This is a genomic window from Marinitoga piezophila KA3 (genome assembly GCF_000255135.1).
In the GTDB taxonomy this organism is placed as follows: domain Bacteria; phylum Thermotogota; class Thermotogae; order Petrotogales; family Petrotogaceae; genus Marinitoga; species Marinitoga piezophila.
Genome location: NC_016751.1, coordinates 1,822,399 through 1,846,387 on the forward strand (window position 1 = coordinate 1,822,399; position 23,989 = coordinate 1,846,387).

Sequence of the window (23,989 nt, forward strand, 5' to 3'; positions counted from 1 at the left end):
TACTCCGTGAAAATTTCTGAATATGTTATTTCTAAATTGGGATTTTATCCTTTTGATTTTGATGGTGAAATTGAAGAAGATTCATATTTAATTTTAAAGTTATTTGATCCACTTAGCGAATCAGAAGAAAGATTATATAAGCGTTTCTTTTCAAGACTATCAAAGAAACCTGTTAAAATAAAACTTCTTAATAAGAAGGAACCAGCGTATATATTAGAAAAATGGCTGGACCTAATTGCCGGTAATAGTGAAGAAAATTATTTAAGGTTTATAGTTCCAGATATAGAAAATAATTCCCTTGTATTTAGAGTGGCTAATAAATTTGCATTTGATAGAGTTAGAAAATATAGAAAAAATGTAGAAAATATTGTTTCGAGGACATTGGGGTATTTACCAGAATATGAGTTTATTTACGATGAATCCTTAAACATAGATTATAATGAATTATCTGACGAAAATGATTTTGATTATCACAATAATGAATATAATAATGAGCATATACCTGTAAATACAGTGCCTCAGGCTGTAGTTAATAATGAATTTTCAGATAATATAAAAAATGAAGATAATGAAAAAGACAAAGTGATTATAGGTTCTTATTTTAAGAAGGTATCTGTGCCTATTGATAAATTAAATGAAGTAATGTATCATACATCTAATGTTGTAGTTGAAGGAAAGGTGTTTTTCAAAGAATTTAACGACAGGGCAATTATTGTTACTTTATATATTACTGATAATAGGGATTCAATAACAATCAAATCGTTTAAAAATAATGCTGAAAAAGTAAATAATGAAATATCTGTAGGAGATAGCATAAAGGTTGAAGGTAAGATACAATATGATGAATTTCAGAAAGAATATGTAATAATACCTTTTAATATACTAAAAACAGAAACAAAAGAAAGAATAGATGATTGTGAAGAAAAAAGAGTGGAATTACATGCGCACTCTAAGTTTAGTGCTCTTGATTCGGTTCTTGATGTAGAAGAGTTAGTTTCAACAGCAGCTAAGTGGGGGCATAAAGCTGTTGCGATTACTGATCATGAAGTTGTTCAATCAATACCAACGTTTTATAGCATTGCTAAAAAGAAGGGTATAAAACCAATTTTTGGTTGTGAAATTAATGTTGTAAATAACAAGGTTTCAATTGCATATAATTTAGATAAAGAATATGGATTTGATGCAGATTTTGTTGTATTTGACTTTGAAACTACCGGTTTTGATCCAAATGCAGAAGAAATAATAGAAATTGGTGCTGTAAAGATTGAGAATGGACAAATTACAGATATTTTCCATAAACTTATAAAACCATCAAAACCTGTTCCTTTGAAGATTCAACAAATAACAGGAATAACCAATGAAATGCTGGAAGACGCACCGGATATATCCGATGTTCTCCCAGAATTTATGGATTTTATAGGAGATAGCATTTTAGTTGCTCATAATGCCAATTTTGACTACAGGTTTTTAAGAAGATGGGTAAAAGAAATAATGGATATAGATCTTGTAAAACCGTATATAGACACATTGGCTATGGCGAGAGCTTTGTTAAATCTTAAAGGTGGGCATTCACTTGATAAAGTGGTTAAGTCTTTGGGCCTGGAAAATTTTGAACATCATAGAGCTCATGAAGATGCTAAAATAACAGCCAAGGTATTTTTAAAACTCCTTGAAAAAGCCAGAGGAAGAGGAATAAAAGAAATAAATTCCTTAATGAATCTTGAAAAAATGATTGATTTTAAAAAGTTAAGAAAGCATCATGCTACTGTGTTGGTAAAAAATAGAATAGGTTTGAAAAATTTATATAAATTAGTTTCTAAAGCACATACAGAATATTTTTATAGGGATACCACAGTTTTATTAAGTGAGTTACTTGAAAATAGAGAAGGGCTTTTAATAGGTAGTGGCTGTACAAAAAACCTTATTTATGAAGAATATTCAAGAGGAGCTTCACAGGATGAAATAAATTCGTTGATTAGTATGTATGATTATATAGAAATACAACCTCTTGACAGTATAGAACATAAAAATGTTGATAAAGAACAGATAAAGGAATTTTATAGGGTAATATATAATAGTGCGAAAGATTTTAATATACCTGTTGTTATGACATCTAATGCGCATTATCTAAATAAAGAGGATAAAAAAATAAGAGATGCGTTAATAATCGGCTCTGCCACTAAAGGACAGAAAAAGCATGTATATAATTCCAATAAATACTTTAGAACAACAAAAGAAATGTTAGATGCAGCATACGAAATATTTGAAGATGAAAATATAGCAAAAGAAATTGTTATTGAAAATACAAATAAAATTGCGGATTTAATAGAAGAAATACAGCCGCTTGAAGGAAAGCTGCATCCGCCAATTATTGAGGGTGCAGATGATACAGTAAGACAAATGAGCTGGGAAAAAGCAAAGGAAATATACGGAGATCCTCTTCCGGAAATAGTAAAAGCGCGTATTGAAAGAGAATTAAATTCTATTATAAATCATGGTTATGCAGTTTTATACTTAATGGCCCAGAAAATTGTAAAAAAATCCAATGATGATGGTTATCTTGTTGGGTCAAGGGGATCTGTAGGATCATCTCTTGTAGCAACAATGATGGGGATTACAGAAGTTAATCCTTTGCCACCACATTATGTATGTCCTAAATGTAAATATAGCGAATTTATTACAGACGGTTCTTATGATTCGGGATATGATTTGCCTGATAAAAAGTGTCCACATTGTGGAATTGAAATGAAGAAAAATGGTCAGGATATACCTTTTGAAACATTCATGGGATTTGAAGGTGACAAAGTTCCTGATATTGATTTGAATTTTTCTGGCGAATATCAATCAAGAGCACATAAGTTTATTGAAGAGTTATTTGGTTCTGAACATGTATTTAGAGCTGGTACTATATCTACTGTTGCAGAAAAAACTGCATATGGATATGTAAAAAAATATGCTGAAGAATTTGCACCTGGAATGAGAAATTCAGAAATTTTAAGAATTGCAAAAAAAATTGAAGGTGCAAGAAGAACCACAGGTCAGCATCCAGGTGGTTTAATGATAGTTCCAAAAAATATGGATGTATATGATTTTACACCTGTTCAATATCCAGCAAACGATAAAAAAGCAAATACAATGACAACGCATTTTGATTATCATGTTATCCACGATGATCTTGTAAAACTCGATGCACTTGGGCACGATGATCCTACATTTTTAAAAATGCTCAGTGATCTCACTGGTGTTGAATATTTTAATATAAAAATGGATGACAAAGAAACTATGTCTATTTTTTCTTCAACAAAAGCACTGGGAATAGATTTGAAAAGTGAATTGAAAACAACAGTAGGGACATTGGGAATACCGGAATTTGGAACACAATTTGTTAGGGGAATGTTAGAAGAAACAAAACCCAAAACATTTGCAGCTTTGGTTCGAATTTCAGGACTTTCCCACGGAACAGATGTATGGCTTAACAATGCAAGAGATTTAATTGTTGCTAAAAAAGCTACAGTTGATGAAGTTATTGCCTGTCGTGATGATATTATGAATTATTTAATACAGAAAGGGTTAGATAAAAAACACTCATTCTTCATTATGGAAAAGGTTAGAAAGGGAAAAGGATTAGCTCCGGAAGATGAAGAGGCCATGGTAAAAAACAAAGTGCCTGAATGGTTTATAGGTTCATGTAAAAAAATAAAGTATCTTTTCCCTAAAGCGCACGCTGCGGCATATGTAAGTATGGCGTTCAGAATTGCATATTTTAAAGTGCATTATCCACTTGCTTTTTATGCAACATACTTTTCTGTTAAAGGTGATGAATTTAATACCGCTATTATTTTAAGAGGAAAACCAGCAATTAAGGGAAGAATCTTTGAATTAAAGGCATCAAAGTCACTTGATGTAAAGGAAAAAAATGAATTAACTGTGCTTGAATTGGCATATGAAATGATATTAAGAGGTTTTGACTTTTTACCGCCAGATATATATAAATCAGATGCAAAAAACTTTATTATAGAAGGTAATAAATTAAGAATTCCGTTTATTAAAATACCAAATCTTGGAGAAAAAGCTGCAATTAGTATTGTAAAAGCAAGAGAAGAAAGGAAATTTCTTTCAATTGAGGATTTGTTAAATAGAACAGGAATAAATAAAACAACTGTTGAAACATTTAAAAAAATGGGTATATTAAAAGGATTGCCAGAAAGAAATCAGGTAAATCTATTTGAAAGTCTTATGTGAGGTTGGTGAGAAGTATGCCGGTAACTGTGCTGGTTGTAGATGATTCAAAATTTGATAGGATTATTTTAAAGGATATGCTTGAAAATCTGGGATATATGGTTGTTGGAGAAGCAGAAAATGGAAAAGAAGCTGTAAAAGAGTATTTTAAAACAATGCCAGATATAGTTTTAATGAATCTTATGATGCCTGTTATGAATGGTATAGAAGCTATGACATTTATACTTGAGAATGATCCATCGGCGAATATTATAGTTACATCATCTTCAAGTGAAAAGAAATACGTTACCGAAGCAATAAAAAACGGTGCAAAGGATTTTCTTGTTATTCCTATTAAAGAAAAAAAGTTAATAGAAGCAATAGAAAACATATTATCAGCAAAATAGCGGGATTTACTCCCGCTATTTTTATTTCACATTTTCATAAAAAGTTTTGACAATTAATGTCCATAATTCTGCAGTTCTCGGAAAGTTAAATCCTCCGCCGCCTAATAAGATTACAGGAAATTTATTTTTCTTTGCACATCTTGCCAGTACAACTGATATGGATTTATAAAACCTTTCGCTAAGGTTTATTGATGACATTGGATCATACATATCACCATCTACACCCATTTGAATTATAAGCATTTCCGGTTTAAAGAATCTAATTTCATTTGGAATTGTGGATAAAACCCTTGTCATAATTTCCTGTTCGGATTCACCAGGAGTTATTGGAATATTAAGGTTTGTTTTTTTATTTTCAGAAGTAAATCCGCTTACATATGGATATTGTGTAGAAGGATCCTGATGGATAGATATGGTATACACAGAATCATCGTTTAAAAAAGCTCGTTGTGTTCCATCGCCATGATGAACATCCCAATCAATTATCATAACTTTTGAAAATCCTTTCTTTTGAGCATATTTAGCGCCAATAACAACATCATTGAAAATACAGAACCCTCTTGCTCTATTTTCAAAAGCGTGATGCCAACCTCCACAGAGGTTAACAGAAATTCTTGCATCATCAGTAATTGAATTTATTGCTGTTAATGTTGCGCCAACAGAAAGCCTTGCAGGATTATACATGTTTTTTACAGGTGTTTCAGCAGAACCGCCAATATTTTCTTCAATACTTTTTATATAATCTAAAGTGTGGAATAAAGCTAATTCCTCTTTTTCTGCGTATTCTGGAGAAATTAAATTATATTCCAAATCTTCCTCTTTTTTTAGTCTTTCAATACCTTTTTTGCACCTGATGCTTCTCAAAGGATGACCGGGACCAAAATCATATTCCATCAATCTTTCATCCCAGATAATATTAATCATAAAATCACCTCTCATTATAGAAAGTTATATTTTCTGATAATATATATTTATTGTAGATAATTATATTATACCTCAAAATTAATACATTTTTCTTCGAAAAGCTATATTAACAAAAGTTGAATTTTATATTTTTATGTGATAAAATCAAAATAATTAGCATAACAAACTTTATGTTGTGCATAAACTTATACGAGGGGGGATAAAATGGAATTCTTGAGCGTCGGGGTACCAGAAGATATAAAAAGGGAATTAAGTGTAGGTAATATTGGAAATGCGTTGTATTTAATTAATAAAATGCTTGAAAGAGACTTGCCAGATTTATTGCGTAAACGGTTAAATTATGAAAAAGAAAGAATAAACAGATTAATACTTGATTATCCATATACAATAGAAGAGGCACGTAAAATTGCAAAAGAAAGAATTAGAGGATTTAAAGATATAGGATTTGAAGAATTGTTTCAAAAAGGGGAATTGGATTATATTATAATTGATGGGAAAGCATATTTTGAAAAAAGATTTGCATATAATATAGGGTTTAAATTTGAGAAGTATAAAAAGTTTGTGAAAAATGATGAAAGTTCCTTAAAAGCGCGGGAATTGCTTCATAGTAGATTGGACGAAATTATAAAAGAAAATTCACCTGCTAAAAAATATAATGTTAGAGCAAAAATTAAAATTTCTCCTATATATGAAAATATTAAAGGTGATATAATAAAAGCATGGTTACCTTTACCAGATGAAAAATTCCAGGTAAAAAATGTAAAAATTCTTGAAACAAGTCACGAAGAGTATAAAGTTTTTAATAAAAATCTTCAAAAAACAATATATTTTGAAGATCTGACAAAAAATCAAAAAGATTTTTTTGTTGAATTTGAATATGAAATTTCAGAACTGATAAATAATATCGATCCTGAAAAAGTAAAAGAAGGTTATCCTGCGGAATATAAAAAATTTCTTGAAGAGAAGCCACCACATATTTTATATACATATTATTTAAAAAAACTTACTAAGGATATTATTGGAGACGAGAAAAATCCATATCTAAAAGCTAAAAAAATATATGACTGGATTACATTAAATGTAAATTATTCATATGTAAAACCATATAGCATATATGAAAATATTCCTCAATTTGTGGCAACAAATCTAAAAGGTGATTGTGGTTTTCAGGCATTACTGTTTATCACCCTTTGTAGAATAGCTGGAGTTCCAGCACGATGGCAGTCAGGTTGGTATATAAATAAATATTTTGCATCTCCGCATGATTGGGCATTATTTTATGTTGAACCATATGGCTGGTTACCAGCAGATTTGTCTTTTGGGGGAGCAAGACGAAATATCCCTGAATATAGAGAGTTTTACTTTGGAAATCTTGATGGTTTTAGGATGGTTGCAAATAATGATTATTATGAAGACTTTGAAAATAAAAAGTATTATAGAAGCGATCCATATGATAATCAGGTGGGGGAATTAGAAACGGAAGTTGAAAATATTTATTCAAATAATTATGAATATAAAATTGAGGTCATAGAATTTAAAAGGGGGGAGAAAAATGAGTAAAATAAAAAAAATTACATTTGAAGTAAAAAAATACGAGTTTCATAAACCATTTCATGTTACAGGTAGCATTTCAAATTATGCAACAAATATAGAAGTTGTTTTAGAAACGGAAGATGGTGCAAAAGGATATGGCGAGGCTTCACCCTCATTTAGGGTAAATGGTGAAAAGGTTGAAGCGTTATATGCTTTGGAATCTTCTATAAATGAATTATTAGTAGGTATGGAAGTTAGAAATTACAGACAGATATTTGATTTAATGGACAAATACTTTGCATCTCCAAGTATTAAAGCTGCTGTCCAATACGCTACACTTGATGCATTTTCAGAAGAAATAAATGTTCCAGTTTATCAAATCTTAGGTGGTGCAAGAACAGAGATTGAAATTGATAAAACTGTAAGTATAGATACAGTCGAAAATATGGTTAGAGATGCTGTTGAAATATATAATGCCGGTCATAGGGTAATAAAAATAAAGGTAGGTGAAGATTTAAAGAAAGATATAGAAGCTGTTGAAGAAATAGCTAAATTAACCAGTGGAGCAAAATATATAGTTGACGCAAATATGGGTTATACACCAAAAGAGGCTATTGAATTTGCAAAGGTATTATATTCAAAAGGGATAGATTTAGGGTTATTGGAACAACCAGTAAAGGCTACCGATTTTGAAGGATTAAAATTTGTAAGATACAATTGTCCATTTCCTGTTGGTGCAGATGAGAGTGCAAAAACTAAATATGATATTATGAGATTAATAAAAATGGAAGCTGTAGACTTTATAAACATTAAATTAATGAAATCAGGTATTTCCGATGCTTTAGCTATAGTTGAAATGGTAAAATCTGCTCATTTACAATTAATGATAGGTTGTATGGGTGAATCAAGTGTTGGAATTAATCAAAGCGTTAATTTTGCGCTTGGAACAGGAGCTTTTGTGTATCATGATCTTGATTCAGCATTACTTTTAAAAGAAGATACCTTTAGAGGGAAATACATTTCAGAACCACCAGTATTCAAAGGAATATAAAACAGATAAAATTTATCCAATTTTAACATGATACCTCTTGACTTTTTGGAGAAAATAGGATATAATAAATTTGTATTAATTACAATTTTATAACTAATTAGGAGGCGGGATTATGAAAAAATATGTATGTACAGTTTGTGGATATATTTACGATCCAGAAGAAGGAGATCCAACAGCAGGTATTCCAGCAGGAACATCATTTGAAGATTTACCAGAAGATTGGGTATGTCCAATGTGTGGTGTAGGTAAAGACTTATTTGAAGTACAGGAATAATAATTAATTAAAGAGGTGCTTTTTTAAGAAGCACCTCTTTTTTATCACCAGATATATTTTTCTTTTAAAATATCCTTTGTAGCTGTTATAACCTGTTGATATTCCTTTTTAATTTCAGGATATAACAATTCAGGGTCAATGGTAAGAATTTTTTCTTTAAAACTTTTTATAATTTCATCTTTAATAATAACCTTATTTTTAAATAAGTCAAGATATTCTTTTATTTTCAATTTTGCGTTATTATTATACTCTTCAATTCTTTTGCTTTCAAGAATATTTAATTTTTTAATTTCGTCTTTTAATATATTGTATTTCTTTTCATTAAAGGGGTTTTTAATAAGTTTATTAAACGAATAATTAATGTATTTGATATCTTTCTGGAAGTTTATATTGTATCTTCTTGAATTTAAATCTTCATACTCAATCTTTACTATTTCTATAAACTTATCAAATACCTTTTCTGTTAACTTTGAAAATTCTGTATTGAGAGTTTGATCATTCGAAAGTTGTCCTTTTTGTATATAATTCCATATTTCATTATATCCTTCAACCATATTTATTAATTTAAAATCATCACTATCAATAAATTTATTAAGGTTTTTAATTTCGTCTATAATAAGCATTTTCTTTTCGGAATTTTTAATTTCCTTTGTTATATCCATTTGTATTTTTGAGAAATATGACTGAATTCCGGAAATTTCAGCGTTTATATTCTTTATGTCTTTTACGAGTTTATTAATATTTGAATTGTTAATCTTTAAAGAGGTTTCAAGAGAATTTATTTTTTTATCAATATTCTCAAATGATTTTTTTAGAGTTATAAAATCATTTTTATTAATAAAACTGGAATTGATTTTATTATTGAGATTTTTTATGTTGGATAAAATTTCATTATTATCACTTGATAAACTTTCAAAATTCTTTGAAAGCTGTTCTATTTTAGAATCGAAAATATTTAATTTATTAATATATTGAGCATAAAAGTCATCATTTTTAGAATTCTTTGTAATATTGATAATGGAAGATGCAATTTTAGAAATTAAAATGTCCTGTTCTTTTTGTTTTTTATTAAGATCAGAAATAAGATAATTAATCTGGTTTAATTTTTCCTCAATACTTTCAATCTTTGAATTAAATTCTTTGGAAATTACAGGTTCAGAGGTATTTTTATTCATATTATTAATTATTTGAGTGCTTTCAAGTGTTGAGAATTTTTTTTGCAATTCATCTTTTATTGAAGTAACAATATCCTCTTTTAAAGAATTATAATCAATATTAACTGGTTTAATTTCAATTTTTTCAAGATTTTTTAAAGCATTTTCCAATCTATCGATAGTATTATTTAAAGCTTTTGTGTCTAATGATTTTAAAGTATCCTTTGTTTCGGCGAGATCGAGTTCTATATCAGGAATTTTCCTTACATTAGAATTTATTATATCAAGTATTTGGAAGTTATTATTTAATTTTTCTAAATTTGTGTTTAGTGTTCCAAGAGAAGAAAGATTATATTCTATATTATTTAAACGCTCTAAAATTATGGCTTCATTTTTATAACGTATGGAAATTACATAAATAATAATTCCTATAAATAATATATTTAGAAACAACATAAACCTGAGGAGTTTTGTGAAATTTTTGTTTTCCTCAATATTGGATTTATTCTTTTTGTTTGGTGATGGTGTATTGGACATATTTTTTACTTCAAGATTTTCATTTCTTTTAAATTCAGTCATTCTATTAAGTCCTCCTTCCCGGTTTTACTACTAGTATTATATCATACTTATTTTGATTTTTATTCTTTCTTTAAAATAATAGTTTTCCGTTTAATTAATTTTTGTTATTAGCATTGATTATATGTTATTGAATGAAAATATAAAAGAATAAATACGATTGAAAATATTTTTTTATGAAAATCTTAAAATATTTATAAGATTAAATTTGGTATAATATAATTTGACAAATTTTTGGAGGTGGAAAAATGCAAAAAGATGAAAAAAAGGTTTCTTTGTTTAATTCATTTAGTTTTAAAATAGGTATATTGATAGTTTTTTTATCAATTACACCTTTATTAATAACTTCTTTTGTATTAAACTATTCAATAAAAAAGCAGGAAAAGATTATTTCGCATAATTTTGAGAATCAGATTAATATTATACAGGAGAGTTATAAAAAACAGTTTGAATCGTATAATAATTTATTAAAAACACAAATTGAAAAATATAATAAAGATATAACCTCTCAGGTTGAATTATTGCAAAAGGATATAAATGGAAAAATAGAAAAATATTTTCTTGAAAATTATGATAATACATTAGCTACATTGTTTTCTGTTTTTGAAAATAAAATAAAAGAAAATACGCAAAACCTTGGCGATTTTCTAAATGCAATTTCCAGAAGTGAAAAAATAAAAGAAAAAGCAGCTTCGAGAAGTATATCGATAATAGAAAGATATAAAATTTTACAACCATATGTTGAATTAAATAAATTTGATGGATTGCAACTGTGGCTTGTTAATCCAAAAGTCTTTACCAGAAAGAATGCATTTACAATAAATATAAAAGATACAACATATAAAATTCAAAGAAAAGCAGAAAGCTATTCTCCGGGTAAAGATACATTAAAAAAATTAAATATAACAAATATTGTAAAAGAAGAAAGTAAAAATATTATAGAAAACAATATCTCGTTTGGGAAAAATGAAATTATTACCATTGAAAATAAACCGTATTATGTATCAATAGTACCTGTTTATGATCCTGTTTCAACTCAAAAAATAGTTGGGATATTGGTTGGATTAAGAGCTTTTGATTATAATGATATAGTTTCTCTTGGAAATCTAATAAATGCATATATAGTTGTATATGATAAAAGTGGGAATCCGCTATTTGGAAATATTCCAACATCAGGATTAAAATTTAAACCTTCAAATTCCAATAAGTTTATTACAGAAACATTATTGAAAAAGAAGGCAAGAAGTTATTATACACAATCAAAAATTCTTCCTGATATGTATATTCAAATATCAAAGAATTTAATAGATACAAAGACAGATATCAATATTAATTTAAAAAGCGACTTTGAATTACCACCATTTAAAACAGAAAGTATAGATCTCAATTTGAAAATAGACATGAGCAACGTTTTACAGCTTATTGCAGTAATTATATTAATAATAATAGTAATTTCAATAATTACATCTATAGCAATAGGAAATAGACTTTCTCGGGATTTATCTCTTGTGGCAGATAATCTTGATAATATCTCAAAAGGGAATCTTAATAATATAAAACAATTACACAAAAAGAAAAACGATGAAATAGGGTTAATGATGAATAAAATACATGAAACTCTGGATTTTCTAATTAAAATGTTTAAGGATTTAAATGAAAATGTACAGAGCTTAAATAAAGCTTCAGATGAAATAGATGAATCCTCTGAAAAACTTGAACATACAAAAGAATCAATAGAAAACATAGTAAATAGCGTTCAATCCCTTATGAGTAATCTCGAAGATTTTATAGATTCTCTTGAAAATAGCATAGAAGTATTATTTGAAAATAGCGGAAACCTTTCAAACGAAGCAAATACAATTGAAGCTACAATTGATAAATTAAGTGAATTTAATACAGTAACAGAAAAATTGACCTTTGATACAAAAGAAACAACAAATGTGATAAATAATTTAATTTTAAATCTTGCAGAGAATTTCAATGAATTTACAGTGAAGGTAAATCAAATTTCAGATTTTGTTGTAAAAATTACTGATATAGCAAAACAAACAAATCTTCTTGCATTAAATGCGGCAATAGAAGCAGCAAGAGCCGGTGAAGCTGGTAAAGGATTTGCTGTAGTTGCAGATGAAATAAGAAGTTTATCTGAAGAAACCAATGATACAGCAATAGATATTGCGAATCAGGTAAAAGTAATAACAGAAGATATGAAAAAATTACTGGAAGAAGTTCAGTCATCGAAAGAAAATGTTGTTTCACTTGAAAATACAATGTTGAAATTTGAAAATGGAATGAAAGAAATAAATGAATTAACCAATGAACTTGATAAAGTATTTGATGTATTAAAGAGTATAATAGAAGACCAGAATCAAATATTAAACTCATTTGATTCAAGAAAAAATGATTTAAACAATTTTGTTGAAAGCTCGAAAAAAGAAATATTAGGATTTTCTGAAGTAATAAACAATGAAACTCAAATAATAAATACTCTGATAGCCCAATCAGAAAGATTACAAAAAAGTTCAGAAAAGCTTACATCTATAATTTCATTTTTCAAAGTCGATTAAACTTGGTTAAAAGAATTTAAAGTTGATTATTGAAAAAAATCTAAATTTATGATATAATCCCTCTATACAATATGTATAGGGGGTGTTTTTTTATGAATCATGAAGATGTGTTAAGGATTGTCGAAGCTGAAAAGGTGAAGTTTATCAGATTGCAGATTACAGATATTAATGGTCTGCTGAAAAATGTAGAAATACCTTGGGATGAACTAAAAAATTCCTTTGAAAAAGGAACGATGTTTGATGGCTCATCTATTGAAGGTTTTGTAAGAATCGAAGAATCAGACATGTATTTAAAACCGGACCCGGAAACATTTGCAATCTATCCATGGACAGACAAGGGGTATAAATCTGCCAGAATTATATGTGACGTTTATACAGCTGATGGAAAACCGTTTGAAGGGGATCCTAGATATCGATTAAAAAAAGTATTATCCAGATTAAAAGAACATGGATATGAAGGCTTTGTTGGACCAGAACCAGAGTTCTTCCTTCTTCCCAAAGATCCTCAGACACATAAACCTATCCTTCAATTCCTCGATAATGGAGGTTACTTTGATCTTCTTCCTATTGATCAGGGTGAAGAAACAAGAAAAGATATAGTTCTTGCCCTGGAAGATATGGGAATAAATGTTGAAGCTTCCCATCATGAGGTTGCCCCTTCTCAACATGAAATTGATTTTACATATGATGAAGCGCTAAAAACAGCAGATAATATACAGACATTTAAATTAGTTGTAAAAACAATAGCATTATTAAGGGGATTACATGCAACATTTATGCCAAAGCCATTCTTCGGCGTCAATGGTTCAGGAATGCATACACATCTCAGTTTATTTAAAGATGGAAAAAATATATTCTTTGATCCTGAAAATGATTATGAATTAAGCGATGAATTAAAATACTTTGTAGCCGGTGTATTAAAACATATAAAAGCGATAACCGCTATAGCCAATCCTACAATTAACAGTTATAAACGTCTTGTTCCGGGATATGAAGCTCCTGTAAATATAGCCTGGTCACCAAGCAATAGAAGTGCGTTAATTAGAGTTCCAGCAGCAAGAGGAAAAGGAACCAGAATTGAAGTAAGGAGCCCTGATCCAACAGCAAACTCATACTTATTATTAGCAGCTTTATTTGCAGCTGGTTTTGAAGGTATTCAGGAAAAATTGGAACCACCAAAACCTGTAATATCGAATATTTACCATATGACACCTGAAGAGAGGGATAAAATAGGAATAGACCATCTTCCTGGCAATTTAAAAGAAGCAATTGAAGAATTGAAAAAAGATGAATTAATGAAAGAAGTATTAGGAGAGCATATATTTGAAAAATATATTGAAATGAAGGAACATGAGTGGAAAGAATTTTCAATTAATGTGACTGATTGGGAAATTAATAAATACTTATGGATTATGTAACATTTTTCTATTATAATATAATATGGTTTTAGGGACCTACAATCGGCTGGGTCCCGCGCAACGGGAACCCGCGAACCTGGTCAGGCCCGGAAGGGAGCAGCCATAAGCGGTACTTCCTGTGTGCCGCGGGGGTGCCCAGCCATCTTTATTTATAAGGGGGATTTTTATGAATATAAATAAAAAGTTTTTTCTTTTTTTTATAATCTTTATACCTGTTTATCTGTTTTCGTTAAATCTTGGGATATATTCAGATGGAATATTTCTTGAAGAAACATACAATAACGTTAAAGTAAAGGGAGGATATCCCACTTTTGGTGTATCGTATTTTACAAATACATCGTTAACAACATTTGATATTACAGCAGATTTTAATCTCGATAATCCGCAGTTAAATAATTATGTCTCTGCAACATTTGGAATAAAAACAAACAATTTAAACATTTATTCAGGAATAAGCAATACATTTAATGAAATATCTTCGCGAGATTCCACCACCACGGCAAATATAGGTAATATAATGGCTTATTCAGGAATTCTTCTTGATAGTTATCCGGTATCTGCATATTTACAGTTAAACTTAAAAACATTAAACTGGATAAAAACAGGAGATATAATTACCACATTACCTGCAATTAGAGGAACATTTGAAGATACGTTGTTAATAACTTTTGGAATAAAATATAAAGTACAGATAAATGCAAATAATATAATTATATTTTTCAATTTTGGAAGCAGTTATATAAGTTTTCCAAATGGGTTGACATTATATCAATTTCAAAAGAAATACAATTTTGGAGTGTTAGTTGATTTAAATGAAATCATTAACACTGAGAATCGGGAGGAATAATTTAATGCGTGAAAAAAATGAGAGGATTTTTGGACCTGAAGATTTAAGGGATTTAACGCCGGAACAGGTAATAAAATTATATGGTGAAACAAATAAAAAAAAGAAAGTTGAAAAGAAAAAACCAACAACCTTTCAACATTATTATGTGGAAAATCCAGAATCTGAGTTAAGGGTAAAAGAATTGGAACTCAATTTAAAAAATGGACACACATATATATTTAAAGCACCTACAGGTGTTTATGGAAAAAAAGACATAGACAAAGCTACAAAGGTATTACTTGAATATGCAGAAATAGAAGGAAAAAAAATACTGGATATAGGATGTGGCTATGGAGTAATTGGCATTACATTAAAAAAAGAATATCCTGATATTGAAATATACATGAGCGATATAAACAAAAGAGCAGTTGAATTTTCAAAGATAAATGCAAAAAATAATAATGTTTTTGCCGATATAAGGCAGGGATATTTATATGAGCCGTGGGAGAATGAGAAATTTGATCAAATAATTTCCAATCCGCCAATTGTAGCCGGGAAAAAAGTATGGATGGCATTAATTGATGGAGCATATGAACATTTAAATAATGAAGGTTCATTGCAACTTGTTGCTTTTCACAATAAAGGTGGAAGTAGAATAAAAGAATATATGAAAAAGGTATTTGGAAATGTAATTGAATTAACCAAAAAAGGCGGAATTAGAGTATACAAATCGGTGAAAGAAAAATGATAGAAGTAAAAAATCTTTTTTTTGGATATGAAAATAAAACAATATTTAATAATTTTACTCTCTCTTTTGAACCACGGGTTCCCGTGGGGTTAGTTGGTGCAAATGGAAGCGGTAAGTCTACATTACTAAGAATGATGTGTGGTATTTTAATTCCACAAAAAGGTGAAATATATTATAACAACACAAAAATAAATCATAATGATATAAATTCTCTTTTGTTTTTAAAAAGAAATGTTGGATATATATTTCAAAATCCAGAAAATCAAATAGTTGGAGTTACAGTAGAAGAAGATATAGCTTTTGGATTGGAAAATCTTGGTCTTGAAAGAGAAGAAATGAAAAAAAGAATAAAATGGGTACTTGAAGTAACAGAATTAATAGGCCTTGAAAAAAAGGATCCAAATACGCTTTCCGGAGGTCAAAAACAGCGATTAGCAATAGCTTCGATAGTTGCCATGCAACCTGAATATATATTAATGGACGAACCAACAACCATGCTTGATCCAGAAGGAAGAAAAGAAATATATAAAGTAATAAAAAATCTGATTTCAATAGGGAAAACTGTAATAATAGCTTCTCATCATGCAAGTGATTTAAAGGTTGTCAAAAAAATTATAGCTCTTGAAAAAGGAAAGATAGCATTTAATGGTGATAGAGAACGATTTTATAACTGGTCTGAAAGCAAAAGGTTTAATGTTGAAATACCTTTTGAAAATATAGTCAAAAAATATACAGGACGAACATATGAAAACATGGAGAGAAAAATATGTCAATAGAAATCAGGGATTTAAACTATACATATGCAGAAGGGACACCATTTGAAAGTATTGCATTAAAAAATATAAACTGGAAAATAAATGAAGGAGAAATGTGGTTATTACTTGGAAAAACAGGTTCGGGTAAAACCACACTTATTCAAAATATTAATGGTTTATTAATACCCAAAAATGGTGAAGTTATAGTAGACGGATTAAAAACATCAGATAAAAACGTTAATATAAAGGATATAAGAAAAAATGTAGGAATAGTATTTCAATATCCAGAAAATCAATTTTTCTTACCAACAGTATTAGAGGAAATTTTATATGCGCCGAAAAATTTTGGAATAGAAATTTCAAAAAATGAATTGCTGGAAATTTTAAAAATAGTAGGATTAACTCCAGAATTTTTAACCAGAAATCCTTTTAGTCTTTCAGGTGGCGAAATGAGAAGAGTGGCAATAGCTTCTGTCCTTGCGTATAATCCTAAATATATTGTATTTGATGAACCTACTGTTGGGCTTGATTATAATGGTAGAAAAAAAATATGGCAGATTATTGAAAATTTAAGAAAAGCAGGTAAAACAATAATAATTGTTACACATTGGATAGATGATTTAATTTCATTTAAGCCGAAAGTTTTACACATTCAAAATAGAGAAATAAGCTTTAAAGGTGAATTTAATGATTTTATAATGCTTGGTGAAGAAGAATTGAAAAAAAGAAGTATCTCACTATCAGAAAAATTGAAATTATACTATTGTTCATTAAAAAATAATATAACGTTAGAAAAATTATTTCAATATTGAAAAGAATAGACGTTGACTAATTAGAAAAATCATGTTATAATACTATCAGTCTTGGGAGGTCGTCTAATGGCAGGACAGCGGACTCTGGATCCGCCGGTGGAGGTTCGAGTCCTCCCCTCCCAGCCATTCACCTAATTTTAGGTACACGCCTGTAGCTCAATTGGTAGAGCGGCGGTCTCCAAAATCGCAGGCTGGGGGTTCAAGTCCCTCCGGGCGTGCCAAAAAAAGTGGGCCATTAGCTCAGCTGGTAGAGCGGCTGACTCTTAATCAGTAGGCCGTGGGTTCGAATCCCGCATGGCCCACCATTTTATTTATTAAAGTCAAAGTGTAAAGCGGAAGCCACCCATATGCTTCCCACCTCGGGCAAATAAGCCGTCAGGGGTTTATTATTTAGCGTATAATAATATATCTGGGAAATATATGGGTGGATTCTATCCACCCATTTTTGTTTATTTTTTTTAATACAAACGAACAGGAGGGATAAGTATTAAAAAATCGAAAGATACAACGATTAGAAACGAAGACATTAAGGCGAAGGAATTAAGGGTTATTGGAAGTGATGGAAGTCAACTGGGAATAATGGAAACAAAAAAAGCATTACAGTTAGCTTATCAGGAAGGACTCGATTTAGTATTGGTTGCACCTAATTCCAATCCACCTGTTGCCAAAATTATGGATTATGGAAAATACAAATACGAAAAGGAAAAGAGAGAAAAGGAAGCTAAAAAGAAGCAGAAAAAACAGCAATTAAAAGAAATGAAGTTCAGATTGAGAATCGATGAACATGATTTTAATACAAAAGTAAAAAGAATTAGAGATTTTCTCGAAGCTGGTAATAAAGTTAGAGCTGTTGTAATGTTCCTTGGTAGGGATATAATGTTTACCGACAAAGGTAAAGAAATATTAGATAGGGTTATCGAAAAGGTTGAAGATATTGCAGAAGTAACTCGAGCGCCAAAAATGGCAGGGCGAGATATGGATATGATTTTATCTCCGAAAACAAAAAAATAATGTTTAAAAAGGAGGAATAATTATGAAAGTTAAAAGACATTCAGCATCAAGCAAAAGATTTAAGGTTACAGGATCAGGAAAAATCAGAATGAGAAGATCAAATGTTGGACATAACACAAGAATTAGAGGAAAAAAGAGAATGAGAAGGTTACACAACTATAAAGATGTTCCAGCAGGATTAAATGAAAAAGTAGAAAGATTACTCGGTTTAAAATAATAAAAATAGAAAGGAGAGAACATAAATGAGAGTTAAAAGAGCAGTTCATGCAAGAAAAAAGAGAAAAAAATATCTTAAAGCTGCTAAGGGTTACAGAGGAGCTTTAAGCAGAAGATATGTATTAGCAAAACAGCAATTCTTCAGATCAGGAAAATATGCATATGCAGGTAGAAAACAGAAAAAGAGAGATTTCAGAAGATTATGGATTACAAGAATTAATGCAGCTGCAAGAAATGAAGGATTAAAATATAACGAATTAATTCATGGTTTAAAATTAGCAGGTGTTAATATCAACAGAAAGATGTTATCAGAACTTGCTGTAAATGATTACGAAGCATTCAAAGAATATGTAACAATTGCTAAAGAAGCTATATCCAGGTAATATAAAAAGCCACCTATAAAAGGTGGCTTATATTTTATATTTATTGTGTTCTTATAAATATAGTATTAATGAGATTGAGAAAATCGGTATATAATATTTTCTCATCACCTGCATAATAAGAAATTGGTTGAATGGTTTTTGTTTTTATTGTTTTATTTACATCAAAAGTAATTTTAAACCTCACATATTTTCCAAAATAATAAGCATCACCCTGAAAGATTACATATAATTTTCCGGGTTTTCTAACGCATTTCCATTCTGGATTAGAGAAAAAAGCATTAAAATATGGTCCGATTTTTTTATCGGGAAATCCATAGAAATTACTATTTTTAATTATTTTAATACATTCATTGTCAGTTAAATTTGTATTATTTAAAAGATCTTTTAGAAACACGTTATACATTATAAATAGCGTAATTGTGACGGTTATAAATGAAGCAGAAATAATAATAATTATATTCTTCAAAAAATTTGATTTGATAATATCACCCCCTGATAATTAATTCTATATTGTATAAAAAATTCCCTTGAATTCTTAACAACATTAAAGTATAATATAGGTAATAATCAATTTTCGAGAACTGGGAGGGAGAAATATGGATATTGGAAAAAGATATACTCCAAATGAAATAGAAACAAAGTGGTACAAAGTTTGGCTTGACGAAGAATTGTTTAAAGCAAAAGGTGAAGGTAATGGTAAATTTTCTGTTGTGATACCTCCTCCTAACATTACTGGAAAAATTCATATGGGACATGCTTTGAATATTTCCCTTCAGGATATAGTGACAAGATTTAAAAGGATGCAAGGTAAGGATACATTATGGTTACCTGGTGAAGACCATGCAGGTATTGCGACTCAGCATGTTGTAGAAAAGTTCCTTATGCAAAGCGAAGGAAAAAGAAAAGAAGATTATGGCAGGGAAGAATTTATAAAAAGAGTATGGAATTGGGCAAATGAATATAGAGAACATATAAAAAAGCAAATAATGGCAATAGGTGCATCTGTTGACTGGTCAAGGGAAAGGTTTACACTTGATGAAGGTTTAAATAAAGCTGTAAGAAAGGTATTTGTTGAATTATACAATGAAGGATATATATATAAAGGAAAATATATAGTAAACTGGTGTCCAAGCTGTGGCACAGTTTTATCAGATGAAGAGGTTGAACATAAAGATGAAAAAGGTGCATTATATCATATAAAATATCCAATAAAAGGTGAGGATAATTATATAATAATTGCAACAACAAGGCCAGAAACAATGTTAGGAGATACAGCAATAGCTGTACATCCATCAGACGAAAGATATAAGGATTATGTTGGAAAAGTAGCTATATTACCATTAGTAGGAAGGGAAATACCAATAATCGCAGATAAATATGTTGATCCATCATTTGGAACAGGTGCTTTAAAGGTTACGCCTGCACATGATCCAAATGACTATTTACTTGGTCAGAGACATAATCTTGAATCAGTTCAAATAATGGATGAATATGCAAAGATAAATGAAAATGGTGGAAAATATGCCGGAATGACAAGAGAAGAAGCAAGAAAGGCTGTAGTTGAAGATCTTGAAAAAGAAGGATATTTATTAAAAATAGAAGAATTAGAACATTCAGTTGGTCATTGTTACAGATGTGATACAGTAGTTGAACCATTCCTCTTAGATCAATGGTTTGTAAAAATGAAACCACTTGCAGAAAAAGCAATAGAAGCTGTAGAAGACGGAGACATAAAATTCTATCCTGAAAGATGGAAAAAGGTATACCTTAACTGGATGAATGAAATAAGGGATTGGTGTATTTCAAGACAATTATGGTGGGGACATAGAATACCTGTATGGTATTGTGAAGATTGTGGACATATAAATGTTTCTGAAGAAGATGTACATAAATGTGAAAAATGTGGATCCACAAATCTAAGGCAGGATGAAGATGTACTTGATACATGGTTTAGCTCTGCATTATGGCCATTTTCAACATTGGGTTGGCCAGAAGAAACAGAAGATCTCAAAAAATACTATCCAACTGATCTGTTAATGACAGGTTTTGACATAATCTTTTTCTGGGTAGCAAGAATGATTGTAATGGGAGAAAAATTCATGGGAGATAAACCATTCTCAGATGTATATATTCATCAACTTGTAAGGGATAAACATGGACGAAAAATGTCAAAATCCCTTGGAAACGGTATTGACCCACTTGAAGTTATTGAAAAATATGGTGCTGATCCAATGAGATTTGCACTGGCAATTCTCGCGGCACAGGGAAGGGACATAAAATTAGATCTTCAAATAATTGATTCATATTCAAAATTTGCAAATAAAATATGGAATGCTACAAGGTTTGTATTGTTGAATATGGATGATTTTGAAAAGATGGAATTAAAACCGGAAGACTTAACCCTTGAAGACAAATGGATGCTTACAAGATTGAATAAAACAATAAAAGAAGTTACAGAAGCAATAGAAAAATACGAGTTTAACATTGCAGCAAGAGCATTATACGATTTCTTCTGGAATGAATACTGTGATTGGTATATAGAAGCTGTGAAAAATAGATTAAAATCAGAAGATAAAAAACTTGCACAAAATGTATTGGTTCGTGTTTTAGACTCTTCGTTAAGATTATTGCATCCATTTATGCCATTTTTAACAGAAGAATTATGGCAGAATTTACCAAAGATTACAGATGAAAAGTATCTTGTAACTGCAAAATGGCCAGAGTATAATGAAAACTTCGTATTTGAAAATGAAGAAGCAGAATTTGAAAAGATAAAAGCATTTATTAGAGGTATAAGAAATGTAAAAGCTGATATAAATATTCCACAGATAACAAAGGTTGAAATAGCATATAAAACTTTAAGCGATAATGACTGGATAAAGAGAAATGAAAAGACAGTTAAAGAATTGGCATTTGTAACAAATATAGAAATAGTTTCAGAAAAACCTGAAAAATCTGCAACATCATATGTTGATGAAGATGTTGAAGCATACGTAAAGCTTGGGGAACTTATTGATATAGAAGCTGAAAAAGAAAGATTAAACAAAAAGCTTGAAAAACTCAATAAAGAATTCCAGAAATACGATAAAAAATTAAATAACAAAAACTTTATTGAAAGAGCTCCTGAAGAAGTAATAGAAGAAACAAAAGAAAAATTTGAAATGGTAAAAAGCCAGATTGAAAAATTAGAAAAATTATTAAGGGAGTTAGATTAAATGATAGAGTCACTTCGAAAGGCTGTAGAGTATATATACGATAGGCGTGGTGGCACAAGAATAAAGTATGGTTTAGATAGAATAAACAAATTATGTGAATTATTGGGGAATCCTCAAAGGGATTTCCCTGTTATTCATGTAACAGGAACAAATGGTAAGGGAAGTACATCAAAAGCTATACATGAGATATTAAAAGCTCATGGGTTAAAAACAGGAATATTTACCTCTCCGCATTTAACCAATATAAAAGAGAGAATAAAAATAAACGGAAAATCCATAACAGAAAAGGAATTTGTTTCAATTCTTAATGATATGATTATTCCAATTGAAAAAATGGATGCCATGTCAGAAGATATGTCGCCATCATTTTTTGAAATTATTACCGCATTGGCATTAAAATATTTTTCAGAACAAAATGTTGATGTAGCTGTACTTGAAGTAGGACTTGGAGGAAGACTTGACGCTACTAATGTTGTGAATTCTGAAGTTTCTGTTATTACAACAGTACAATATGATCATACAAGTTTACTTGGAGATACATTAGAACAAATAGCCTATGAAAAAGCCGGAATAATAAAACCTGATAATTATTTAGTATTAGGAAATATAAATGAATCTTCAAAAGAGGTAATATTTGAAAGAGCCAATGAAGTTGGAATAAGAAAAGTATTTGAATTTGAAAAGGACTATAATTTTAAAAATCCCATATATTCATTGAATTGGAATTCAATTGATTATAAGAGCATATATACAGAAATTCCCGGGCTTGTATTCAAAGCAAATGGAACATATCAACCATATAATGTATCCACAGCTGTTATGGCAGTAGAGGCATATATGGAAAAAAAAGAGTTAAAATTTGATATTGAAAAAACAAAAAAAGGATTAAAAAACTTTTTATGGGAAGGGCGTTTTGAATTAATAGAATATAATGATAAAAAGGTTATATTAGAAGGAGCGCACAATATTTCTGGAGCTTTGGCATTAAAAAATTCAATTAAAATATACACAAAAAACTTCAAAAAAGCAGCTTTAATTGGAATATTAGATGATAAAGATTTTGAAGGAATGGTAAAGTTAATGGCAGATAACTTTGATTATATAATAGTTACTCAGGTTCCAAATAAACGATCTTCAAATCCAGAAGCAGTATATAAAGCATTTAAAAAATACTCAAGAAACGTTACATATATTCAGGATCCAATAAAAGCCTTTGATTATTTACTTACCATTCCGTATGATTATTATTTTGTTACAGGTTCTCTTTATTTGGTTGGAAAAATAAGAGGATATATGTTAAATCTGGAGGAAATATAATGATTAGAAAAGTAAGAGGAAAAGTGGAAAAATTAACTCCAGACGAAATAATAATAGAATCTGGAAATATGTTTTTTGAAAGTATTCCAACATACAGGATTTTAGAAAGATGTGAAATAGGAAAAGAATATGTGTTTGAAACACATCTTGAAATATCAGAATGGAACATAGCTTTTTATATGTTTTATGATGATATTGAAAGAAATATATTTCTTAATTTAAAAAAGGTTTCAAAACTTGGTGGAAAAAGTGCATTGAAAATTCTTCAGAAAATAGATGTAGAACAATTAATAAATATGATAGCTTCTCAGGATGTAAAGGGATTATCTAAACTTCCTGGAATAGGTAAAAAAACAGCAGAAAGAATAATCAACGAATTGGGTGAAAATCTTGAAACCTTACCTGTAAGTGGAGAAAGTACAAAATTAAAAGATGCTCTTGAAGCTCTTGAAGCTCTGGGATTTGAAAAAAACAAAGTATTTAATGTATTAAAGGAAATAGATATAGAAAAATTGACGCTTGAGAATATAATTACACAAGCTTTGAAGAAATTGTGATAATATCTTAATTTTAATTAATGAAAA

General features: G+C 29.6%; 20 protein-coding genes, 3 tRNA genes and 1 other RNA gene. 21 read left to right on the plus strand and 3 right to left on the minus strand.

Going from position 1 to position 23,989, the window contains the following annotated elements; genetic code table 11:
• Window positions 1-6 precede the first annotated feature (6 nt).
• Both MARPI_RS08600 and MARPI_RS08605 read left to right on the plus strand, forming a co-directional pair.
• Entirely contained in the window at window positions 7-4,242 is a 4,236-nt protein-coding gene (locus MARPI_RS08600) for a PolC-type DNA polymerase III (RefSeq protein ID WP_014297207.1), read from the plus strand.
• Between the two features lie 14 nt (window positions 4,243-4,256).
• Window positions 4,257-4,625 carry a response regulator gene (locus tag MARPI_RS08605; RefSeq protein WP_014297208.1) on the plus strand — a complete coding sequence of 123 codons (369 nt, stop codon included), beginning with the start codon at window positions 4,257-4,259 and terminating at the stop codon, window positions 4,623-4,625.
• Between the two features lie 21 nt (window positions 4,626-4,646).
• On the opposite strand, the gene MARPI_RS08610 is transcribed toward MARPI_RS08605, so the two are convergent.
• The gene (locus MARPI_RS08610) at window positions 4,647-5,549 is read right to left on the minus strand and encodes a histone deacetylase family protein (RefSeq protein WP_014297209.1); all 903 of its coding nucleotides are present in this window, start codon (window positions 5,547-5,549) and stop codon (window positions 4,647-4,649) included.
• Window positions 5,550-5,753: 204 nt separating this feature from the next.
• Here MARPI_RS08610 and MARPI_RS08615 point away from each other — a divergent pair, with 204 nt between their 5' ends.
• From MARPI_RS08615 to rd, 3 genes are all read left to right on the plus strand, one after another.
• A complete protein-coding gene (locus tag MARPI_RS08615; protein WP_014297210.1) occupies window positions 5,754-7,109 on the plus strand; it encodes a transglutaminase-like domain-containing protein in 1,356 nt (451 codons plus the stop codon).
• A complete protein-coding gene (locus tag MARPI_RS08620; RefSeq protein ID WP_014297211.1) occupies window positions 7,102-8,133 on the plus strand; it encodes an L-Ala-D/L-Glu epimerase in 1,032 nt (343 codons plus the stop codon). The genes MARPI_RS08615 and MARPI_RS08620 overlap by 8 nt, the downstream gene beginning before the upstream one ends.
• A 112-nt stretch (window positions 8,134-8,245) precedes the next feature.
• On the plus strand, window positions 8,246-8,407 hold the full coding sequence (gene rd / locus MARPI_RS08625) for a rubredoxin (RefSeq protein ID WP_014297212.1): 162 nt from the start codon (window positions 8,246-8,248) through the stop codon (window positions 8,405-8,407).
• A 44-nt stretch (window positions 8,408-8,451) separates the two neighbouring features.
• Here rd and MARPI_RS08630 read toward each other — a convergent pair whose 3' ends face one another.
• A complete protein-coding gene (locus MARPI_RS08630) occupies window positions 8,452-10,140 on the minus strand; it encodes a hypothetical protein (RefSeq protein WP_014297213.1) in 1,689 nt (562 codons plus the stop codon).
• 245 nt (window positions 10,141-10,385) lie between these two features.
• Here MARPI_RS08630 and MARPI_RS08635 point away from each other — a divergent pair, with 245 nt between their 5' ends.
• The 13 genes from MARPI_RS08635 (at window position 10,386) to rplT (ending at window position 18,873) form a co-directional block, all read left to right on the plus strand.
• The gene (locus MARPI_RS08635) at window positions 10,386-12,704 is read left to right on the plus strand and encodes a methyl-accepting chemotaxis protein (RefSeq protein WP_014297214.1); all 2,319 of its coding nucleotides are present in this window, start codon (window positions 10,386-10,388) and stop codon (window positions 12,702-12,704) included.
• A 92-nt stretch (window positions 12,705-12,796) separates the two neighbouring features.
• The gene (gene glnA / locus MARPI_RS08640) at window positions 12,797-14,122 is read left to right on the plus strand and encodes a type I glutamate--ammonia ligase (protein ID WP_014297215.1); all 1,326 of its coding nucleotides are present in this window, start codon (window positions 12,797-12,799) and stop codon (window positions 14,120-14,122) included.
• Between the two features lie 44 nt (window positions 14,123-14,166).
• Window positions 14,167-14,266: signal recognition particle sRNA small type (ffs, locus tag MARPI_RS10885), an RNA gene on the plus strand.
• A gap of 22 nt (window positions 14,267-14,288) precedes the next feature.
• Entirely contained in the window at window positions 14,289-14,969 is a 681-nt protein-coding gene (locus MARPI_RS08645) for a hypothetical protein (RefSeq protein WP_014297216.1), read from the plus strand.
• A gap of 4 nt (window positions 14,970-14,973) precedes the next feature.
• Window positions 14,974-15,696 carry a class I SAM-dependent methyltransferase gene (locus MARPI_RS08650; RefSeq protein ID WP_014297217.1) on the plus strand — a complete coding sequence of 241 codons (723 nt, stop codon included), beginning with the start codon at window positions 14,974-14,976 and terminating at the stop codon, window positions 15,694-15,696.
• Window positions 15,693-16,472: an energy-coupling factor ABC transporter ATP-binding protein gene (locus MARPI_RS08655; RefSeq protein WP_014297218.1), complete on the plus strand. Its 780-nt coding sequence runs from the start codon at window positions 15,693-15,695 to the stop codon at window positions 16,470-16,472. The genes MARPI_RS08650 and MARPI_RS08655 overlap by 4 nt, the downstream gene beginning before the upstream one ends.
• A complete protein-coding gene (locus tag MARPI_RS08660) occupies window positions 16,463-17,263 on the plus strand; it encodes an ATP-binding cassette domain-containing protein (protein ID WP_014297219.1) in 801 nt (266 codons plus the stop codon). Before MARPI_RS08655 ends, MARPI_RS08660 begins: the two co-directional genes overlap by 10 nt.
• Before the next feature lie 52 nt (window positions 17,264-17,315).
• Window positions 17,316-17,389 (plus strand) — tRNA-Gln (locus MARPI_RS08665).
• Between the two features lie 19 nt (window positions 17,390-17,408).
• A tRNA-Trp gene (locus MARPI_RS08670) sits at window positions 17,409-17,484 on the plus strand.
• Between the two features lie 8 nt (window positions 17,485-17,492).
• Window positions 17,493-17,568, plus strand: a tRNA-Lys gene (locus tag MARPI_RS08675).
• A 181-nt stretch (window positions 17,569-17,749) separates the two neighbouring features.
• Complete coding sequence (gene infC / locus MARPI_RS08680) at window positions 17,750-18,274, plus strand: translation initiation factor IF-3 (RefSeq protein ID WP_014297220.1); 525 nt, start codon at window positions 17,750-17,752, stop codon at window positions 18,272-18,274.
• Between the two features lie 22 nt (window positions 18,275-18,296).
• Window positions 18,297-18,491 carry a large ribosomal subunit protein bL35 gene (locus MARPI_RS08685; protein ID WP_014297221.1) on the plus strand — a complete coding sequence of 65 codons (195 nt, stop codon included), beginning with the start codon at window positions 18,297-18,299 and terminating at the stop codon, window positions 18,489-18,491.
• A 25-nt stretch (window positions 18,492-18,516) separates the two neighbouring features.
• On the plus strand, window positions 18,517-18,873 hold the full coding sequence (gene rplT / locus MARPI_RS08690) for a 50S ribosomal protein L20 (protein WP_014297222.1): 357 nt from the start codon (window positions 18,517-18,519) through the stop codon (window positions 18,871-18,873).
• A gap of 40 nt (window positions 18,874-18,913) precedes the next feature.
• Here the strand turns inward: rplT and MARPI_RS08695 are convergent, their stop codons facing one another.
• The gene (locus tag MARPI_RS08695; protein ID WP_171814214.1) at window positions 18,914-19,267 is read right to left on the minus strand and encodes a hypothetical protein; all 354 of its coding nucleotides are present in this window, start codon (window positions 19,265-19,267) and stop codon (window positions 18,914-18,916) included.
• Window positions 19,268-19,469: 202 nt separating this feature from the next.
• Between MARPI_RS08695 and MARPI_RS08700 the strand changes: the two genes are divergently transcribed.
• The 3 genes from MARPI_RS08700 to ruvA are packed head-to-tail and all read left to right on the plus strand — an operon-like array spanning window position 19,470 to window position 23,962.
• A complete protein-coding gene (locus tag MARPI_RS08700) occupies window positions 19,470-22,088 on the plus strand; it encodes a valine--tRNA ligase (RefSeq protein ID WP_014297223.1) in 2,619 nt (872 codons plus the stop codon).
• On the plus strand, window positions 22,089-23,405 hold the full coding sequence (locus MARPI_RS08705) for a bifunctional folylpolyglutamate synthase/dihydrofolate synthase (protein WP_014297224.1): 1,317 nt from the start codon (window positions 22,089-22,091) through the stop codon (window positions 23,403-23,405).
• Window positions 23,405-23,962, plus strand: coding sequence for a Holliday junction branch migration protein RuvA (gene ruvA / locus MARPI_RS08710; RefSeq protein WP_014297225.1), 558 nt, complete (start codon window positions 23,405-23,407; stop codon window positions 23,960-23,962). The genes MARPI_RS08705 and ruvA overlap by 1 nt, the downstream gene beginning before the upstream one ends.
• Window positions 23,963-23,989: the final 27 nt, after the last annotated feature.

What these genes read in the sequence shown, in the direction of transcription:
- MARPI_RS08605 (WP_014297208.1), top strand. Translation starts at nt 4,257, where the DNA reads ATGCCGGTAACTGTGCTGGTTGTAGATGATTCAAAATTTGATAGGATT.
- MARPI_RS08610 (WP_014297209.1), bottom strand. Translation starts at nt 5,549, where the DNA reads ATGATTAATATTATCTGGGATGAAAGATTGATGGAATATGATTTTGGT.
- MARPI_RS08615 (WP_014297210.1), top strand. Translation starts at nt 5,754, where the DNA reads ATGGAATTCTTGAGCGTCGGGGTACCAGAAGATATAAAAAGGGAATTA.
- MARPI_RS08620 (WP_014297211.1), top strand. Translation starts at nt 7,102, where the DNA reads ATGAGTAAAATAAAAAAAATTACATTTGAAGTAAAAAAATACGAGTTT.
- rd (WP_014297212.1), top strand. Translation starts at nt 8,246, where the DNA reads ATGAAAAAATATGTATGTACAGTTTGTGGATATATTTACGATCCAGAA.
- MARPI_RS08630 (WP_014297213.1), bottom strand. Translation starts at nt 10,140, where the DNA reads ATGACTGAATTTAAAAGAAATGAAAATCTTGAAGTAAAAAATATGTCC.
- MARPI_RS08635 (WP_014297214.1), top strand. Translation starts at nt 10,386, where the DNA reads ATGCAAAAAGATGAAAAAAAGGTTTCTTTGTTTAATTCATTTAGTTTT.
- glnA (WP_014297215.1), top strand. Translation starts at nt 12,797, where the DNA reads ATGAATCATGAAGATGTGTTAAGGATTGTCGAAGCTGAAAAGGTGAAG.
- MARPI_RS08645 (WP_014297216.1), top strand. Translation starts at nt 14,289, where the DNA reads ATGAATATAAATAAAAAGTTTTTTCTTTTTTTTATAATCTTTATACCT.
- MARPI_RS08650 (WP_014297217.1), top strand. Translation starts at nt 14,974, where the DNA reads ATGCGTGAAAAAAATGAGAGGATTTTTGGACCTGAAGATTTAAGGGAT.
- MARPI_RS08655 (WP_014297218.1), top strand. Translation starts at nt 15,693, where the DNA reads ATGATAGAAGTAAAAAATCTTTTTTTTGGATATGAAAATAAAACAATA.
- MARPI_RS08660 (WP_014297219.1), top strand. Translation starts at nt 16,463, where the DNA reads ATGTCAATAGAAATCAGGGATTTAAACTATACATATGCAGAAGGGACA.
- MARPI_RS08685 (WP_014297221.1), top strand. Translation starts at nt 18,297, where the DNA reads ATGAAAGTTAAAAGACATTCAGCATCAAGCAAAAGATTTAAGGTTACA.
- rplT (WP_014297222.1), top strand. Translation starts at nt 18,517, where the DNA reads ATGAGAGTTAAAAGAGCAGTTCATGCAAGAAAAAAGAGAAAAAAATAT.
- MARPI_RS08700 (WP_014297223.1), top strand. Translation starts at nt 19,470, where the DNA reads ATGGATATTGGAAAAAGATATACTCCAAATGAAATAGAAACAAAGTGG.
- MARPI_RS08705 (WP_014297224.1), top strand. Translation starts at nt 22,089, where the DNA reads ATGATAGAGTCACTTCGAAAGGCTGTAGAGTATATATACGATAGGCGT.
- ruvA (WP_014297225.1), top strand. Translation starts at nt 23,405, where the DNA reads ATGATTAGAAAAGTAAGAGGAAAAGTGGAAAAATTAACTCCAGACGAA.